Here is a 17,753-nt window from a genome sequence, read left to right on the forward strand (position 1 = left end):
GTGTATGATGATCTGTATGTAACGTCAAATCTTAGAACCTGGTACTAAACTATAGTATATCTCATCCTGTGTCAAAAAGAAAGGCTAGTATAACAAATTCACATCACTTCATCACAGTGCTGATGAATATGTGTAGCAAGCATACATACCCGCTTGAACAAGCTTATGCGTTCGCTTTTCTTTACACAAAAAAGCAACACCTCATCGAAATGAAGTGTTGCTTGATGTGTAGCTATTATTGAGAGATGATCTCTCTTGCTTTGTACGTTCCGCACACTTTGCACACGTGGTGACTCAGTTTAAGTTCGCCACATTGTTCACATTTCACCATGCCCGGTACAGCCAATTTAAAGTGAGTACGACGTTTGTCGCGACGCGTCTTGGACGTTCTCCGTTGAGGTACTGCCATTATTCCCACCTCCTTATCAAAATCAACCTTTGCAGGTAGTTGTTACGTTCGATTTTCAATCATGCTCATTTAAAAAAATCCTTGAGTCCTGCAAGCCGCGGATCGATAACCTGGGTATCACAACCGCAGTCACCTTCGTTCAACTCATGGCCACACTTGGGACAGAGCCCCTTGCATGTATCACTGCAGAGCGGCACAAACGGAAGATCCAGCAGAAAAGCTCCCTCGGCATAAACCTTCAGATCAACGCTATCCCCATCCACATAGAGTGTATCGTCATCCTCAGATAATTCCTCTGGTTGTTTTCCCTGCTTGAATTGCTCATGAAAATCAATATGAAAATGTTCACTTAGCGGCTTGAGACAACGGGAGCACAACATGTCCACCCCTACTGTCAGTTTGCCATGAACATCCACAACGTTCTCCTCTCTGATCTCTGCAGACAAATCTGCAGTCAGCGGAGTAACGGCTGTGATATCTTGTCGGTTAGAAACCAGATGTTTGATATCCCACTGTTCGTTAAAGCGCAGGGGGCGATCACTGGTTGCCACTTTGCGAAATGGCATTATCATGTTCTATCACTCCAAACGAAACCAATTTCATAAATAGTTGTCTAACGAATGGCGGCAGTATACAGTTCAAGACGATCCTAATATGTGCGTTCATTCCTGACTGTATGTATGCTGTCTGTCACTCACAAAAGATTTATGAAACTGACTTAACAAACAAAAATCATTATACCGATTTTCCAAGAGGTTTGTCAACACTTTTAACTTTACACCCTTTCTGGAAAACGATCACTCCGATTCAACCGTCACATCTGATCTATTATAGACCTACTCCATCATAACTACAAGTCATCTATAGGATCTATACTTACAATTCTATCCCTTACTTATATCTGATGCTCTCTACTCCTTACAACGGTCACCAATCGTTAACGAATGGTGTGATCTATGTCACACAGGTCGCTAAACCTAATGCCTATACTTGTCGTAGATTCAATCACAAAGTAACTTTCACAACCATTTTTATAACCATCTATTATTGATATTTCAAAGAAAATCGGGAGGGAAATTACATGTTAAGCCAACAAACGATTGACGTAATCAAATCTACTGTACCCGTACTTGAAGTTCATGGAGAAGCCATTACACGCCATTTCTATCAAACGATGTTTACAGCTCACCCGGAGCTATTAAACATTTTCAATCACGCAAATCAAAAACAAGGCCGCCAGCAAGCCGCACTCGCCAACATGGTTTACACCGCGGCAATGCACATCGATAACCTCGCGGCTATTTTGCCAGCCGTTCGTCAGGTTGCTCACAAACACCGTAGCCTCGGCATTGTACCTGAACAATACGCTATCGTTGGCACTTATCTGCTTCAAGCCATCAAAGGTGTACTCGGTGATGCCGCAACCGATGAAATTTTAGCCGCTTGGGGCGATGCTTATCAAGTGATTGCAGATGCCTTTATAGGCATTGAGCAGGATATGTATAGCGAAGCCGCAAATCAAACGGGTGGATGGGACGGTTTCAGAACCTTCAAAGTTGCCAAAAAAGTACAAGAAAGCGAACTCATCACTTCGTTTTATTTGATACCGGAGGATGGCAAGTCTATCTCTTCATACAAGGCAGGACAATATATCAGCATTAAAATACAGCCTGCCGGACAGGAATTCACTCAGATTCGTCAGTATACCCTTTCCGACGCACCTGGCAAACCCTATTATCGTATATCCGTGAAACGTGAATCGAGTGGATCGGACCGCCCTGACGGTGTAATTTCCAATTATCTTCACAATCATATTACAGAGGGGAGCCTGGTCGAACTTTCCGCTCCTGCGGGTGATTTCACATTGGATATGGAAGATCCGCGTCCTGTTGTGCTGTTAAGCGGAGGTGCAGGGATAACCCCTATGGTCAGCATGCTGAATACAATGTTGGAGTCGGATGATCAGCGTTCCATTACCTTTTTACATGCTAGCCCGAACGGATTATCGCACGCGTTCCGCGATCACGTAAGTCAACTGGCTCAGGAGCATGTTAATCTCAACGCACACTATTGTTACACTTCTCCTGCCGATTCCGATCTGGAAAATGAGCTGGTTTACAAACAGGGATACATGGATGCGGCATGGCTTCGTCAAGTCATTCAAGAACCGGATGCGAACTATTATCTGTGCGGCTCTGTCACGTTTATGCGTTCGGTATATGCAGAACTTCTGTCCATTGGTGTTGCAGAAGATCGTATCCATTATGAATTTTTCGGGCCAAAAGCCAGTCTTGCTCCTGCTACGGAGAATGTGTGAGCATAAAATACAGTCGGAAAGAAATATAATAACAGCTATATTTCAGGTACAGGCTGCATCTGCGGATGCTGGTTCTGTGCCTTTTTTCATCATTTGCTCTAATGCCAGCTCTATTCTATGATGAAAGAGGTAAAATGAGCTTTGACGGTGAACAAACTAATGTATGCTATCCCATATTGTAAAAATGTAATGACCCGCGTGATTAACGACCCAATGGGAGATTTCAACGCGGCAGGAAGGAGTAACGCTCATGAAAGCTGTAGGCGTTATTGTGGAATATAACCCGTTGCACAACGGACATGTGCATCATCTGAATGAATCGCGGCGGCTTAGCGCAGCAGATGCCGTTGTTGCCGTGATGAGCGGCCCTTTTCTCCAGCGTGGCGAACCCGCCATCGTTGGTAAAAGGGCACGCACCGAGATGGCGCTCCATGCTGGCGCCGATCTCGTGCTTGAACTGCCGGTTGCCTATGCGGTTCAACCGGCGGAGTGGTTTGCCTTTGGTGCGGTATCGTTGCTGCACCGCACCGGGGTTGTGGACTCGCTCTGCTTTGGCAGCGAGTCCGGCGACATCGACAGCCTGCAGCGCATCGCGCGTGTGCTGGCTGTGGAGCCCGCAGGGCTGCGCGAGGATATCGCGCGCCGCCTGCGGGAGGGCGCCAGCTACCCCGCCGCGTACGCAGGCGCGGCGGCGGCGCTGGCGCCCGGCGGCGTCGATGCTCACGACGCCGCGGCACTGCTGGAGCAGCCCAACAATTCGCTTGGGCTGCACTACCTCATCGCGCTGCAACGGCTTGGCAGCGCGATCCAGCCCTTGACGGCGGCACGTACCGGTGCCGCCTATCACCAAGCGACGCCGGGTCCGGGGGCGATCGCCAGTGCCACAGCTGTCCGCCGCCTGCTACTGGCGGACGGGCCCAAAGCCGCCGCACCATATGTGCCGGCGGCAACCCTCGCCATTCTGCATCACGAATGGCAAGAAGGACGCGCTCCCATGCACTGGGAGCGCTTTGCCCAGCCGCTGCTGCACATCGCGGCCACCCGCCGTGCCTCCGAGCTGGAACGTATCGCCGAAGTCACGGAAGGACTGGAGCATCGGCTCATACGTGCACTCGCCCAGCTCCCCGAGCCTTCAGTCGAAACTCTCCTGAATGCGCTCAAAACCCGGCGTTACACGCGCACCAAACTGCAGCGCATGCTCGCTCACCTGCTCCTGTACCACACAAAAGAAGAGTGTTCACCAGAGCGATTAGCCACCGGACCCGGATATCTGCGTGTCCTCGGCTTTACTTCAACAGGCCAGAGTCTGCTGAAACAGATGAAAAAAACAGCCACCCTGCCTGTTGTAATGAAACCCTCAACGTTTGAACATGCTCAACTGGAGTTGGATATCCAGGCGCAAGCCGCCTATGCTCTTGCCCATGACCAACAGGATTCGCGCAACATATCACGCATAATGTATAGCGACTACTACGAATCACCCGTGAGAATCTGACTCATCTCGCCCTACAAACTATAGAACCAGCAAAAAATCCCCTGTGCCCAGCCTTTGGCTGTCATCACAAGGGATTTTGTCATTTCGATTTTTTAAAAGCAACGTCTTACACATGTACCTACCAATGCATAACACTTATCGTATTATTCAACCTGACCTGGACACTTAATTTACATCCCTTTTTCTCATTGCTTTCTCGCTCTTTTTTATGAATCTCCTATAACTGTTTTTCCGAGCGTACCTTCTTATTTTAAAAGAGGTCACTGCCCAAGCTCTTCTAAGTCCAATCTTCTAGTAAGATACTCTTATTTCACTTAAGACTTCACAGACAGAGTTTTCAAGAAGGCTAACGCATCATCAAGTGTGCTTACGGGCACAAGCTTCATTGGAGTGTTGATTTCTTTTGCTTTGGCCTCAGCTTCTTTGTAGTTGTCTTTAGGTACAAAGAAAATTTCTGCCTTTTTACGGTCGGCAGCGACAATTTTATGTTGCACACCGCCAATGGCTCCTACAACACCATCTTTCGTAATCGTACCTGTACCAGCAATCCGATGTCCCTTGGTCAGATCACCAGGAGTCAACTGATTATAAATCTCCAACGTGAACATTAACCCGGCAGAAGGACCTCCCACTTGCGTGCTTGAAAATGTGATTTGTTTGTTCGGGTCTTCCGGCTTCACCTTCTGCACCGCACCAATCATCACCCCAAGTCCAGTACGCATCTTGCCTGTCTTGCTGTCTTTCACCTCAACCAGCGTGATATCCCGACTAATCGTTTCACCGCCGCGCTCCAATTGCATCTCCACCGTATCCCCGGCTTTTTTTCCTTCCAGCTGTTTGGCAAGCACCGTATTATCCGGTGTAGCTGTACCGTTCACACCCAGAATAATGTCTCCGGGTTCAATATCTCCATCCGGTTTGGGATTTTCCGAAAGACCAAACACAAAGATGTTTTCAGGCACAATGGAGTATGCAATACCCGCTTTCTCATAGGCCGCTTCCATGGCAGAGGATTGCGAATCACTCATGAACCAGACCTGTTCAGCGGAGTATTCCGCCTCGCTTTTGCCACGCAGACGATCTTCCTTTTTATCCACTTGTGCATTTTTATCAAAATACGAAGTGCCTAGCAAAAATAAATTGGCATACGTTGCCGACACGGTGGTCATCATGAATACGCCTTTTTCATCTTTGTCACCGTCCTTCACGGTAACCATGGGTTTAACTTCATCCGCACTGCCAGGTTTATAAATAATATACGGCGTTGGCATGTACACCGTAAGATAGACAATAAGAGCCACCGCGATCACGTAGATCGAAGCTCTGAAACCACCTGTTTTCCGGAACCGATTCATCTCATGAGCCTCCGTTCTTTATCTCTATACAAGCTGAACCCACTCCACAAGAGTTGCTTTGAGTAATTCATTTAGCTCATCTTATTCCACATGATTACAATCCAAGTCTAACACCTTGTTGTTCCTGCATACAATGGTACAGGCCGGATAGGCCGCAGGATGATTCGCCGTCTATCCGGTCAAGGCCGAACCGTTTACGAACGTGATTCGGCCGTCCACTATAATCCCAATGCCCGAGGGGCGTTAATTGATATGAGGTGAAACGATGACCGTATCCAGTGAGGTTCGAAGTCCGGGTTTGGTACGAACCGTATTCCTGAGCACCAGTGCATTCATGCTGGTTGTTGCAATAGTTGCATCTCCGAAAGAAGCGTTCGACGCATCCATTCAAGGACTCGACATCTGGTGGAAAATTGTCTTTCCTGCCCTGCTGCCGTTCCTGATGTTATCCCAAATGCTGACCGCGTTTGGCTTTACCCACGCCCTGGGAGTTCTGCTAGAGCCCCTGATGAGGCGTTTGTTCAAGCTACCCGGCCATACCGGCTTCGCTCTCGCTGTGGGCATGTGTGGAGGTTTTCCAACCGCCGTAGATGCCGTATCTCGATTACTCAAGGATCAACAAATGACCGCCAGACAGGCGGTTATTATTACGGCAGCAGCTCATTTTGCCAACCCCATGATGATTCTGCTTGTTGTTGGAGGTGCTTTTCTTCATAATCCTGCCGCTGGATATTTTCTCCTCATTTCACACTGGATCAGTGGCTGGATTGCAGCCGCCGTTGCCATTCGTTTTATACCTGCATCCCGCAAAAAAAAACTTGTACCAGACTCTATGTCACCTAATACAGATGTCCATTCTCTCTCTCCAGCCCAAGATCACACAGAGACAGAAAAGAAGCAATTGCCTCCCTTAGCTCCAGATTCTCAGAAACTCCGCATCGGTTCGCGCATGTTGCGAGCCGCTAGAGAAGCACATAGCCGGGACGCACGAGGGTTTGGCAAATTACTGGGGGACACCGTATCTCAGGCCGTACAAATTCTATTATTAACTGGAGGATACATCATCGTTTTTGCTGTATTTATCCGGTTACTCTCACTCTATCTGACTCCCGGTATTTCAGCTGCAGTTTGGCCTTCTGTGCTGGAGCTTCACCTGGGGACATACCACATTAGCAAAACAGCAATAGCACCCGCCCTACTGATGGCATTCCTGGCAGGTGCGCTTGGCTGGGGAGGCGTATGCTCGCACCTACAAGTCTCGTCGATGCTAAGAGCAGCCATCCCCGGACTGCATTCCATGCTCTTTTTCATTATCGTTCGATTAGGACATGGGTTAACCGCCTTTATCCTTACCCTCTGGTTGTGGGAACCATTCAGCCGTTACAGCACAGAAGTATCGACCACATGGCAGACCACTGTGGTAGAGCGCTCAAACTCTTTATTCTATTGGCCGTTTCTGCAATTTCCAGACACCACAAGTACATGGCAACTCATCTGGAACAGCTTCCCTGTAGCAGCCCTAAGTCTCGCTTTACTTCTTGGGGTAATGATTAGTCTCTCGGGCCTTACCTTATGGATTAACCGCCTTTTTTCTCGCTGATCTTCTGACGAAGCGCAGCTTCAACTTCAGGCGATACCAGATCCGTTACATCCCCATGATAGTGAGCGATTTCTTTAACGATACTGGAACTGAGGTAGGAGTATTTCGGGTTGGTCATCATAAAAATCGTTTCCGCATCCGGGTTCAACTTGCTGTTGGTCGACGCGAGTTGCAACTCATATTCAAAATCGGTTACGGAGCGGATGCCGCGAACGATAACCTGCGCTTCCTTTTGACGTACATAATTAGCGGTCAGATCACGGAAGCTATCCACTTCCACATTCGGCAGGTGGCTGGTTACAGTAAGAATTAACTCTTTGCGTTCCTCTACCGTGAACAGCGGATTTTTACTCATATTGTTCAATACAGCGACGATTACACGGTCAAACTGTTTAGACGCTCTCGCAATAATGTCGAGATGTCCCATCGTTACGGGATCAAAGCTTCCTGGGTATACGGCAATGCGTTCCTGCCGATGAATCATTTCAGTCATGAGGAGCCTCCTCTTCTGTGATGCTGTTTTCTTCATCCTCTGCCGCACCGGGTACATAATCGTAAATCGATACAGCTGTCTCCCCGTACACCGCTTTACGCGTTTGTTCAAACGGACCAAATTGCTCCGGGTATTCATGTTTGGATTCATACTCAAGCACGATGGTCGCACCTTGGGTAAGCAGCTCCAGTTCGTGCATCGTTAACATTAACTCGTGCCCGTTCTTCATGCGATAGGGCGGATCGAGAAACACTAGATCAAATGTTGCGTTACGTTTAGCCAGCGCTTTGAGCGCACGACCTGCGTCATTCCGATATACAGCCGCCTGATCCTCCAGCCTTGTTGCCTTCAGATTTTCGCGGATCACTTCAATACTTTTCGATTCCAGATCAACAAAAACAGCCTTGTCCATGCCGCGGCTCAGCGCCTCGATACCGAGACCTCCACTGCCTGCAAACAGATCCAATGCTGCCCCGCCCTCAAAATAAGGACCAATCATACTAAACAACGCTTCCTTCACCTTATCAGTGGTTGGACGCGTACCTGTGCCGGGAACAGCCTTCAGCGGCCTGCCCTTCGCACTTCCAGATACCACTCTCACGAATGTGTCACCTTTTCTCTCTATGTAAGTTTATTGATAAAGCTATCGTACCACAATCAGGTTCCGTTTGAAAAATACTGTTGAGCAATATGTATAAAAAGGAAACCCTTGGGCCATTCTATAATTATCGACATCACAAGTGTCGTAGACAACCGCGGAGAAGACTTACGTTTCCCCATAAGCTCTTCGTCCGGTTTCTCCTCTCCCATGAAAAAGAAGCTCTCGAAAGAGGGCTTCTTTTTGTTGAGCAATTTATCGAGAGAAAAATTGGGTTAATGTGAAAAGTACAGACCATAAAATGATCCCAACAAAGATAAAAAACAGGAAAACTTTAAAAGCATCGAAAACAGAATGAATCGTAAACCAGCCACTTAACAACAGGATCGGATAAATGGTTACAAGCATTACAATAAAATGGACACCGCTTTTTTTCGCCAAAGTCCAATGTTCTATGTTATAAATAACAGTTGCAGCACCGACAAAAAGAGCAATCAGACTTGCAACAAATGTGCCTTTAGCATCAGCATATTTTCCTTGAGAATAAAGGATCAGAGCGATACCGTTCATAATCACGAAGGGTATTCCACCTCTTAATAGTGCATTCATCACCAAGATTTCCAACCTTCTTTTCTCAAAAAAATAGATAACAATATATTTTGGATCAATTGCTGGGCATCTTCCTTCTTTATACGGTAATCATTCCTTACAATGATTTAATGTCCTCTTCCATTTTACGAACCGGAATCCATACTTCAGTGATGAAATCCTTCTCCCGTTCATCCACCCAGTAATATTTTTCTATACAGGGTCCTTCCACTTGTTCAAAACTTGTTGACGGGAACCACTCGGTGTAGATCCGTTTCCAAATATCCTGAATGCTTACATCAATTTCGACATCATCTGCCATCGTCCCTCGGCTGTCAAAAACAGCATAAGTTTGATCAGGTATAGGAAGGACAGTAAATTCATCCGGTACCTGAATGCCCTCTGGCACTTCTGCTCCCATCAAATACCGCCTCGAACCATTCTCCGCAAAATCATAATGATACCCATATAACAATGTTCCAGCGGGTTTCTCTAACAAATTGAGTATCTGACCATGGGTGCCATCTTTCCAAATGCCCTCCACAAATACGGGTATCTCTTTATACGCATCTTCATGGATGATAACGCTTTTTCCAAATACAATAGAGCCTTTTTCCTCGACAAATCGATAATTCATCTCTGATTCCCCTCTAACCTGAATTTGAAAGGAGATTCGAGGAAATGCTTTAAGTTTCACATTCATTTTCTTCGCCTCAAGAGGTGTTACCCCATGCATCCTTTGGAACGCTTTTGTAAATGCTGCTGGACTTTCATAACCATACTTAAGTGCAACATCAATAACTTTACAGTTTGTTCCTGCTAACTCCTGAGCCGCAAGTGTGAGACGTCTGTTTCTTACGTACTGGGTAACCGTTACGCCGGTTACTGCATGAAACATTCGCTGAAAGTGATACTTCGAACTCATGCCTGCCCTAGCAATATCTTCAATCTCAATTGGCAAATGAAGATGTCGTTCCACATAGTCAATCGATTGGTGAAGCTGTTTAAATATTTCCATGATCTCTCATCTCCTTTCTTTTACAGTGTAAAAGAACCCTCTGGCATCTTCTTGCTCAGAAATGCTCTGATTTGTCTATTATTAAAAAAACCGACTAATCAGTCGGCCAGATACTGCTATTTTGACACTTAACTTATTTCTTATAGGATACTCTAAGAATGATTGGACTCACCCGTTTCTACTCATACTTCTCCTGCATCTCATTCAACTCTGCTTCCTCTTCCGTCTGCAACCATCCAATTTCTTTAAGCCACGCACCCATATCTGCAATAAATGCATCCCTATCCAGATGATCTATCTTATACTTCTTCATCTTGTCACTCACAAACGTATAAAACGCACGGCTTAATGCATATCGCTGTTTACTTTTGCTCCAGGTCTTATAACGGTCTTCACTAACCGTCATATCGAAATAGATTACCTTTTCTGCCTTCACATGTCTGACGTTTGATTTGCGCCCATATTCATCGGGAAGGCAGCGGAACACAAAGTACAGTTCAATATCACACGAAGCATATTTTTCAGCGGCTTTGTCGAAAACAGGCTGCAATTCATCGGATAGGTCAGCAACTTGTGTCAGCCCTGACGTATCGGTTGTTTTGTCCAGAATCAAAGTACAACCTCCTTGTCCCGACAACTCAAGTACATTCTTGTTTAACACGTTCTCTTGCTTTTCGATTCGAGATTCGCATATTCATTAACGTTATAAAAAGTAGGACAGACGGCAAGAACATAGAAGATGATCCTGATCGGATCGCATAGAAAGCAACAAAAATCAGTGCAAGCCAAGTTATGATTTCAATTATCTCCAACTTCGTTAACGTCACTTTAAAAGTCTTTTTTGATATTAAACGAATCAAGACGTAAGCAATTAAGCTATAGAACGCTAACATACCCAGCAAGGAAAGAGCAACGATTAACATCATCATTCTGAATCACTCAACTCTCATACTTTTCCTTAATTTTACTACAGAAGTAGAATTATGTCTCTTGAATCTGTCTACGTACTCTGGATCACCAGAGTACTTGTCACCTCACTTCACTTTACTTCTCCTCGGTCACAATCGTAGCATTGTAGATCACAACCCGTTTCCCGTTCAGGTCAAACAGTACTTTATTGCCATACTCCGTATCCTGTACGTCAATCTTGCCTTCGTAAGTCTGAATCAGCTCACCCGAATTACTATATACCTTAACTACACGTTCCAAACCGCCAGCATTATTTGATCTCATCGTTTTGAGTGCACGTTCACCTGAAGCCGTATTAAAATACCATATAAATGATCCAACAATGATGCCCAGAACGGCGATCACTGTCACCCACACCCCTGTTTTTGCTTTTCTGCTCATCCTGTCCCCTCCTCAGTATCTTTGTGCAGTACTCTACGAGAATGAAGCGAGAACGGTTTCAATAAGGGAAAGCAAAAAAACAGAGGCCCCCATCCAAGGGAACCTCTGCCTCTGATATAATCACGTTTCAATTCAAGTTACCACTACATTGACACGGGTGGCAACATCACTTGTTGTTCTTACCGTATACTTCCCTTTTACAGTGAACGAATAACGAATTCAAAGCTCAGTTCACCATTGGAAGGAATTTGATATTCCGGATGTACCGGAGCGCCCCAGCTATCGTCACCGCCAACACCCATTTGTTTACCGGCTACCGTAACGACAGTGTAATGCACTGGTGGCAACTCATACACATGCTGCGCATTCTCCAGTTCAAACGCTGTATATGGTGACACATTCAATTCAACCGGTGCACCGGAAGCTTCGATTTTGAAACCACGTCCTGCATTGTCCGTCAACTTAGCCCAGCGTACCCCTGTACGGTTACCCGACTCTTGTGGTACAAGATATGGAGCCATCGTATCTGCAACCTTACTACCATGGATACCCAGACGAGCGCCAAATGCGCGATCCGAATAGTTTTCCTCTGGTCCCATTGCCAGCCATTCCACGTTCTCATAATCCGGAGACGTTCTGAACGACAGTGCGTGGATCGGCAAGTTTGGCAATCCTTCGGTACCTTTGTACGTGTTGTGCACGTGTACACTTCCATCCGCAAGCACCGTATAGGTCACTTTCACTTCTACATCGGCCGAGATGTTCAATTTATAGGTGAACTCAATCCGGTACTGATCCGATTTTTGTTCATGTTTCCATTCTACAGAACGTGGCAACAGGCTGGCAGCATACCATGCACCAAGCTCGAAGCCCATTGCTGTACCCTTATCATTGTCTGTCGTTGCACGCCAGAACAGTGGTGCAGGCGGGATCGCAATCGTTTCACGACCGGAGAATTTCAGGGAAACGAGTGTTCCAAACTGCTTGGAGAACAACGCATGCGTTTGACCAACGCGAACACCAATGTTTACGTCACCTTCAACCACCTGAATATCGCTCACAACGTTTTTATCCGTTACAACAGCCGCTTGGCTACCTTCTTGTGTGAAAATAAATTGGCCAAATGCTACTTCGTCACCTTTGTCAGCCCACAGCGTTGCTTCTTTCAGTACAAACGCCACGTTAACAGCATATTCGCCACCTTCAAGAGCCTTTGCATTCAAAGGAAGTTCTACCACAGTTTCACTTTCCGCAGCAACATTTACATCCAGTGTACCGCGCAATACTTCATTTCCTTCGCGCTCCAGGCTGTACACCAGTTCATACGCGGAAGTGTCTGCGAACAGGTTCTGGTTCACGATTTTAACGCCGTCACGGCTTGGGAACAGTTTAATGTTTTGATACAGGAATTTAACCTCCTGCATTTTAGCTGTCACTTTACGATCTGCGTGCACAATCCCGTTGCCACAGAACGAATAGTCTGATGGACGATCCCCGAAGTCCCCGCCGTACGCCAGATACTCTTTACCGTAACGGTCTTTTTTGTAGATCGATTGGTCGATGTAATCCCAGATGAATCCACCTTGATACATCGGGTACTTATCTTCAAGTTCTGTGTATTTATGCATACCGCCAATGGAGTTACCCATCGCATGCATATACTCACAGCTGATATATGGTTTGGTCGGGTTATCGTTCAGGAATTCCTCGATGTCAGCCGGTTTTGCATACATCCGGGATTCCATGTCACTTGTGTCATTGAAACGGCGGTCGTGGAACACACCTTCGTAATGAACCATACGTGTTGGATCTGCCGATTTGAAGTATTGTGATACTTTGTAGATCACTTCACCACCATGGGACTCGTTACCACAAGACCAGATCAGAATGGACGGATGGTTTTTGTCACGCTCTACCATCGAAATTGCACGATCCATAACAATATCATGCCATTCCGGCTTATCGCCAGGGATTACCCATGAAGGCTCAACAGCGCCGAGCTTTTGCCAGGAACCGTGCGTTTCCAGGTTCATCTCATCAATCACATAGAGTCCGTACTCATCGCAGAGCTCATACCACAAACTTTGGTTCGGATAATGTGATGTGCGGACAGCATTCATATTATTTTGTTTGATCGTACGCACATCCCACAGCATGTCTTCCTTCGTTACAGCGCGACCACGGCGCGGGTTGAACTCGTGACGGTTTACGCCTTTGAACACAATACGCTTGCCATTAATGTGCATCACTTTGTCGATCATTTCGAATTTACGGAAACCAACGGCTTGAGGAACTACTTCCACAAGCTTGCCTGCTGCATCATACACACGGATGTACAGACGATACAGATACGGAATCTCTGCACTCCAGAGGTTAACTTGGCCAATTTCTTCACGCAGTTGTACCAGACCATTATCGACTACATTACCGCCAAAACTTTTGACTGTATTTCCGTCCTTGTCCTGAAGCTCGGCTTCGATCCGTGCACCTGTTGCCGCTTTTCCTTCCAGTTTCAGATCGAGTTCCAATGTACCGTTTGTATATGAAGCATCCAAATCGGTACGAACATGAACATCACGGATATGTGCAGCCGGAACGGTGTACAGATATACATCTCTGAAGATACCGGAGAAACGCCAGAAGTCCTGGTCCTCTAACCAGCTACCTGTGCTGCGTTGGTATACTTCAACCGCAAGTTTGTTCTCTCCATCTTGAAGGAACGGTGTCAGGTCAAAGTCAGATGGTGTGAAGCTGTCTTCCCCGTACCCTACGAACTGTCCGTTCAGCCATACATAAAATGCGGATTCCACACCTTGGAACGAAATGTATACCGGATTCGCTTCCCAGCCTGCTGGCAGATGGAATGTGCGAATGTAACTACCCACCGCGTTTTTATCCTGCGGCAGAGCTGGCGGACGGAGTTCATTCAATCCATCCCACGGATATTGCGTGTTCACATATTGGATCTGTCCGTACCCTTGTAGCTGAATATGTCCTGGCACTTCAATATCATCCCAGCCTTCGCTGGAGTACTCGGAAGAATAAAATAGTTCTGGGCGGCAATCCGGACGAATTGCATAGTTGAATTTCCATGTTCCATTCAGATCGTAACGCATTGACATTGCAGCGGAAGCCTTTGCTTCCTCCATCGTGCTGTAATAACGGTGATCGGAATAGGCATGAAGACGGTTGACCTCAAATACGCTTACGTCACCTAACCAGTTGATATCTGCCTTTGTTGCTTTCATCGGCTCTCTCTCCCTCTGCTGATCGTGTCATAATTTTTTTTCATCTATACAAAAAAGATAGAGGTACGCCTGTACAGGCGTCCTCTCTTCTTTCCTGCATTCGTCCATCTGGACGTGATACGCGGTTAATGCTTATTTTACAGAACCAACCATACCTGCAACAAAGTGTTTTTGCATAATGAAGAACACAATTGCGGTTGGCAGTGTTGCAATAACAACTGCGGTCATAATAACCCCGTAATCCGGAGCATAACCTGCGCCCAGGTTGGAGATCAGGAGCGGAATGGTTTGCTGATCCGGAGTTTGTAACACGATGAGCGGCCACAGGTAGTTGTTCCAGCTACTCATGAATGTAATGATCGCTGCTGCTGCATATGTTGTTTTCATTGTAGGCATATAGATTTTCAAGAAAATCCCCAGTTCGCTCAGACCATCAATACGTCCTGCTTCCAGCAAATCTTTCGGGAACATTTTGGTGTTCTGACGGAAGAAGAAAATCAGGAACGCTGTTGTGATGGTCGGGATAATAACCGAAGCCATCGTATTAATACCGATTGCCGGTACGGTACTCGAAATGGTTGCAAACATCCGATAGAGCGGAATCATAATCGCTGCAAACGGAATCATCATCGACATCAACAGGATGTTAAACACGACATCGCGGGATTTCGTACGGAACACTTCAAATCCGTAACCCGCCATGGAACCAATCAACAGAGCCAGAATCGTGGAAACGATCGAGATTATCGCTGAATTCCCCAAAGCTTGCACCAGATTCGTGGTGTCGAGCAATTTGTTGATGTTTTCAATCAAAGCAGAGCCCGGTAGCAAAGTGCCTCTAGTTACGTCTACCGATTTATTTGTAGCGCTGACGATCATCCAGAAAAATGGGAAGATGGAAATAAAAGCGACGATGGACAGGAAAACATATGTGAAAATGCGTTTTGCTCTTGATTTAGCCATTTTTATTATCACCTGCCACTTTAAACTGGATAATGGACAATATAATGATCAGAATTACGATGGAATACGAAACGGTTGCTGCATAACCGAAGTCCGGTGAATATTTGAACGAAAGGTTGTAGATGTATTGTGAGATCGACATGGTCGCGTTACCCGGACCACCTTTGGTAATATTCATAATTTCATCGAAGATTTGCAATGTACCAATCGTTGATGTAATGGACGTGAAGAGAATGATCGGTTTAAGCAATGGTACAGTGATTTTGAAAAATTGAGTGAAAGCATTCGCTCCGTCAATCTTCGCTGCTTCATAGATCGATTGGTCGATGTTCTGCAAGGATGACAGATAGAAAATCATATTATATCCGGTCCAACGCCAAGTAACGGCGATTATGATCGTAATTTTAGCCCAGAACGGGTCAGTAATCCATTGGATTGGAGTGCCGATAATGTGCATCCCCAGCAATGCCTGGTTCACCATACCATCCGGTGCAAACAAATATTTGAATACAACCGAGTAAGCAACAAGTGAAGTTACACAAGGCAAGAAAATTGCAGTACGGAAAAAGCTGCGGAAACGAAGTGTGCTGTCATTCAGCAATACGGAAATGAACAAACCGAGAATGATCATTAAAGGTACTTGAATGATTAAGTAAATGAATGTGTTCGATAAAGCCGTCCGGAATGTTGTATCCACGAGCAATCTTTTGTAGTTCGCGAGGCCCGAAAACTCAAGGTTGGCACCTTTGCCTGACTTGAATGATAAGAGCAGCGCTTGAATCATCGGATAGAAGTAGAATGCTACGATTCCGACAACAGCCAGCAAAACAAAAGCCCATCCAGTCAAATTATTTTTCTTTTGGAGACTGTCTCCTGTATTTATGGCTTTCACAGTATGGCTCCTCTCTCTCCATGCAACATGGTTAGAACCTACAGAGCCTCTCGCCATGTCCAGCTCGACTTGCGCCAGACAAGGGAGACGGCTCCGTTGTTTCCTAGGTTCTATAAGTTACCTTGGGATATTAGTTTAATTGTGCCTCAGCTTGTTTTTGTGCATCATTCAGAACGTCATCGATTGATTTACCGTTCAGGTATGCTTGCATTTCAACAACCAAGATATCTTCGATTGCATAAGTGTTGCTACCATAGTTTACTTTTGGAATTTCTTTAGTCCAGTTAGCGAAATCAGCGAAGATTTTTTGACCTCCGAAGAACTCGTCTGGTTTGTTGTATGCATCACCATCAACAGCCGGTGTGTACGTACCGATCGCACCGATTTTAGTCAACAATTCTTGATACAACTCTTTGTCGGAACCAAAAGTTTTAGCCATAAAGTCAGCCGCTTGATCTGCACCAGGAACATCATTCATGATGTACCAAGAGCTACCACCCAAGTTGGATGCATGTACAGAGTTTGCTTGACCAGCCATTTTCGGCATTGGAGCTACAGCCCATTTACCGGATTGGGAAGCTTCTTGACGAACGGATGGTGAGAACCAGTTACCTGTAGGAATTGTTGCTACAGCACCGTTATTGGCATTGGCAACGAATTGGCTCCAGTCGGAATGCAATTTAACAATGTTAGCATCCATCATTTTTTTGTATGTTTCGAACGCTTCTTTCAATGCAGGGTTGTTGTTCAGATCAGGTGTTTTACCATCTTCAGCTGTGTACCATTTACCTGCAGTTTGGATCATCATACGGATGATACCCAGGTCGTTCGGGTCAAGAGACAGAAGCTCTTTACCTGTTTTTGCTTTTACAGCTTCACCGATTTTGATGTAATCATCCCACGTGATATCTTGCAGGTCAGCAGCTTTGTAGCCTGCTTCCTCAAGCAAGTCTGTTCTGTAGTACAAACCAGCTACGCCGGAGTCAAACGGAATACCGTATTGTTTACCTTCATAAGAAGTTGGTCCAATTTTATACTCTGCAAAGTCGGATGCTTTGATTGTGGAAGACAAATCTTTGAACGCATCTGGATAAGCGCTCAAGAAGCTTTGTGCACGATAGTCTTCAATCAGAACTACGTTTGGCAGACCGCTGCTTGTTCCGGAGTTCAATCCAGTGTTCAGCTTTTGAATGATCGCATCTTGAGCATTCTCAATGATGTTGATTTTCAGATCCGGGTTTTCTTTTTGATAAATGGCTTTAGCTTGCTCCAGAGCAGCAACGTTAAATGCTTTATCCCAAGCCCAGATCGTAATTTCTTTTGCTTTCTCGCCACCACCGCTAGCAGCTTCTTTACCTCCACCGCCGGATGAACATGCGGACAACAGCAATACGGTTACGAGCATCAATACCCACATTTTTTTCAAA

General features: G+C 45.9%; 16 protein-coding genes. 3 read left to right on the forward strand and 13 right to left on the reverse strand.

What is annotated here, in order from left to right:
* Positions 1 to 235 precede the first annotated feature (235 nt).
* Both rpmF and H7T88_RS23495 read right to left on the reverse strand, forming a co-directional pair.
* A complete protein-coding gene (rpmF, locus tag H7T88_RS23490; protein ID WP_017689233.1) occupies positions 236 to 409 on the reverse strand; it encodes a 50S ribosomal protein L32 in 174 nt (57 codons plus the stop codon).
* A 65-nt stretch (positions 410 to 474) separates the two neighbouring features.
* On the reverse strand, positions 475 to 981 hold the full coding sequence (locus H7T88_RS23495; RefSeq protein WP_221790601.1) for a YceD family protein: 507 nt from the start codon (positions 979 to 981) through the stop codon (positions 475 to 477).
* Positions 982 to 1,490: 509 nt separating this feature from the next.
* On the opposite strand from H7T88_RS23495, the gene hmpA reads away from it, so the two are divergent.
* Together hmpA and H7T88_RS23505 are read left to right on the forward strand one after the other, a co-directional pair.
* Complete coding sequence (gene hmpA, locus H7T88_RS23500) at positions 1,491 to 2,726, forward strand: NO-inducible flavohemoprotein (protein WP_221790603.1); 1,236 nt, start codon at positions 1,491 to 1,493, stop codon at positions 2,724 to 2,726.
* A 250-nt stretch (positions 2,727 to 2,976) separates the two neighbouring features.
* Complete coding sequence (locus H7T88_RS23505; protein ID WP_221790605.1) at positions 2,977 to 4,221, forward strand: nucleotidyltransferase; 1,245 nt, start codon at positions 2,977 to 2,979, stop codon at positions 4,219 to 4,221.
* 314 nt (positions 4,222 to 4,535) lie between these two features.
* On the opposite strand, the gene H7T88_RS23510 is transcribed toward H7T88_RS23505, so the two are convergent.
* On the reverse strand, positions 4,536 to 5,576 hold the full coding sequence (locus tag H7T88_RS23510; RefSeq protein WP_090923910.1) for a SepM family pheromone-processing serine protease: 1,041 nt from the start codon (positions 5,574 to 5,576) through the stop codon (positions 4,536 to 4,538).
* Positions 5,577 to 5,841: 265 nt separating this feature from the next.
* Here H7T88_RS23510 and H7T88_RS23515 point away from each other — a divergent pair, with 265 nt between their 5' ends.
* Positions 5,842 to 7,176: a nucleoside recognition domain-containing protein gene (locus H7T88_RS23515; protein ID WP_221790607.1), complete on the forward strand. Its 1,335-nt coding sequence runs from the start codon at positions 5,842 to 5,844 to the stop codon at positions 7,174 to 7,176.
* Here H7T88_RS23515 and coaD read toward each other — a convergent pair.
* From coaD to H7T88_RS23565, 10 genes are all read right to left on the reverse strand, one after another.
* On the reverse strand, positions 7,154 to 7,660 hold the full coding sequence (coaD, locus tag H7T88_RS23520; RefSeq protein WP_154887388.1) for a pantetheine-phosphate adenylyltransferase: 507 nt from the start codon (positions 7,658 to 7,660) through the stop codon (positions 7,154 to 7,156). The genes H7T88_RS23515 and coaD overlap by 23 nt on opposite strands.
* A 1-nt stretch (position 7,661) precedes the next feature.
* A complete protein-coding gene (gene rsmD / locus H7T88_RS23525; protein WP_154886412.1) occupies positions 7,662 to 8,270 on the reverse strand; it encodes a 16S rRNA (guanine(966)-N(2))-methyltransferase RsmD in 609 nt (202 codons plus the stop codon).
* 252 nt (positions 8,271 to 8,522) lie between these two features.
* Complete coding sequence (locus tag H7T88_RS23530) at positions 8,523 to 8,876, reverse strand: DUF3021 family protein (protein ID WP_221790639.1); 354 nt, start codon at positions 8,874 to 8,876, stop codon at positions 8,523 to 8,525.
* A 97-nt stretch (positions 8,877 to 8,973) separates the two neighbouring features.
* Entirely contained in the window at positions 8,974 to 9,873 is a 900-nt protein-coding gene (locus tag H7T88_RS23535; RefSeq protein ID WP_221790608.1) for an AraC family transcriptional regulator, read from the reverse strand.
* 178 nt (positions 9,874 to 10,051) lie between these two features.
* Complete coding sequence (locus H7T88_RS23540) at positions 10,052 to 10,486, reverse strand: Imm44 family immunity protein (RefSeq protein WP_221790610.1); 435 nt, start codon at positions 10,484 to 10,486, stop codon at positions 10,052 to 10,054.
* A 431-nt stretch (positions 10,487 to 10,917) separates the two neighbouring features.
* The gene (locus H7T88_RS23545) at positions 10,918 to 11,223 is read right to left on the reverse strand and encodes a hypothetical protein (RefSeq protein WP_090923916.1); all 306 of its coding nucleotides are present in this window, start codon (positions 11,221 to 11,223) and stop codon (positions 10,918 to 10,920) included.
* A gap of 197 nt (positions 11,224 to 11,420) precedes the next feature.
* On the reverse strand, positions 11,421 to 14,471 hold the full coding sequence (lacZ, locus tag H7T88_RS23550) for a beta-galactosidase, LacZ type (protein ID WP_221790612.1): 3,051 nt from the start codon (positions 14,469 to 14,471) through the stop codon (positions 11,421 to 11,423).
* A gap of 132 nt (positions 14,472 to 14,603) precedes the next feature.
* Positions 14,604 to 15,434: a carbohydrate ABC transporter permease gene (locus H7T88_RS23555; protein WP_221790614.1), complete on the reverse strand. Its 831-nt coding sequence runs from the start codon at positions 15,432 to 15,434 to the stop codon at positions 14,604 to 14,606.
* Positions 15,427 to 16,326 carry a carbohydrate ABC transporter permease gene (locus tag H7T88_RS23560; RefSeq protein ID WP_221790616.1) on the reverse strand — a complete coding sequence of 300 codons (900 nt, stop codon included), beginning with the start codon at positions 16,324 to 16,326 and terminating at the stop codon, positions 15,427 to 15,429. Before H7T88_RS23560 ends, H7T88_RS23555 begins: the two co-directional genes overlap by 8 nt.
* 130 nt (positions 16,327 to 16,456) lie before the next feature.
* On the reverse strand, positions 16,457 to 17,752 hold the full coding sequence (locus H7T88_RS23565; RefSeq protein WP_221790618.1) for an extracellular solute-binding protein: 1,296 nt from the start codon (positions 17,750 to 17,752) through the stop codon (positions 16,457 to 16,459).
* Position 17,753 lies beyond the last annotated feature (1 nt).

Source organism: Paenibacillus cucumis (ex Kampfer et al. 2016) (genome assembly GCF_019748695.1).
In the GTDB taxonomy this organism is placed as follows: domain Bacteria; phylum Bacillota; class Bacilli; order Paenibacillales; family Paenibacillaceae; genus Paenibacillus; species Paenibacillus polysaccharolyticus.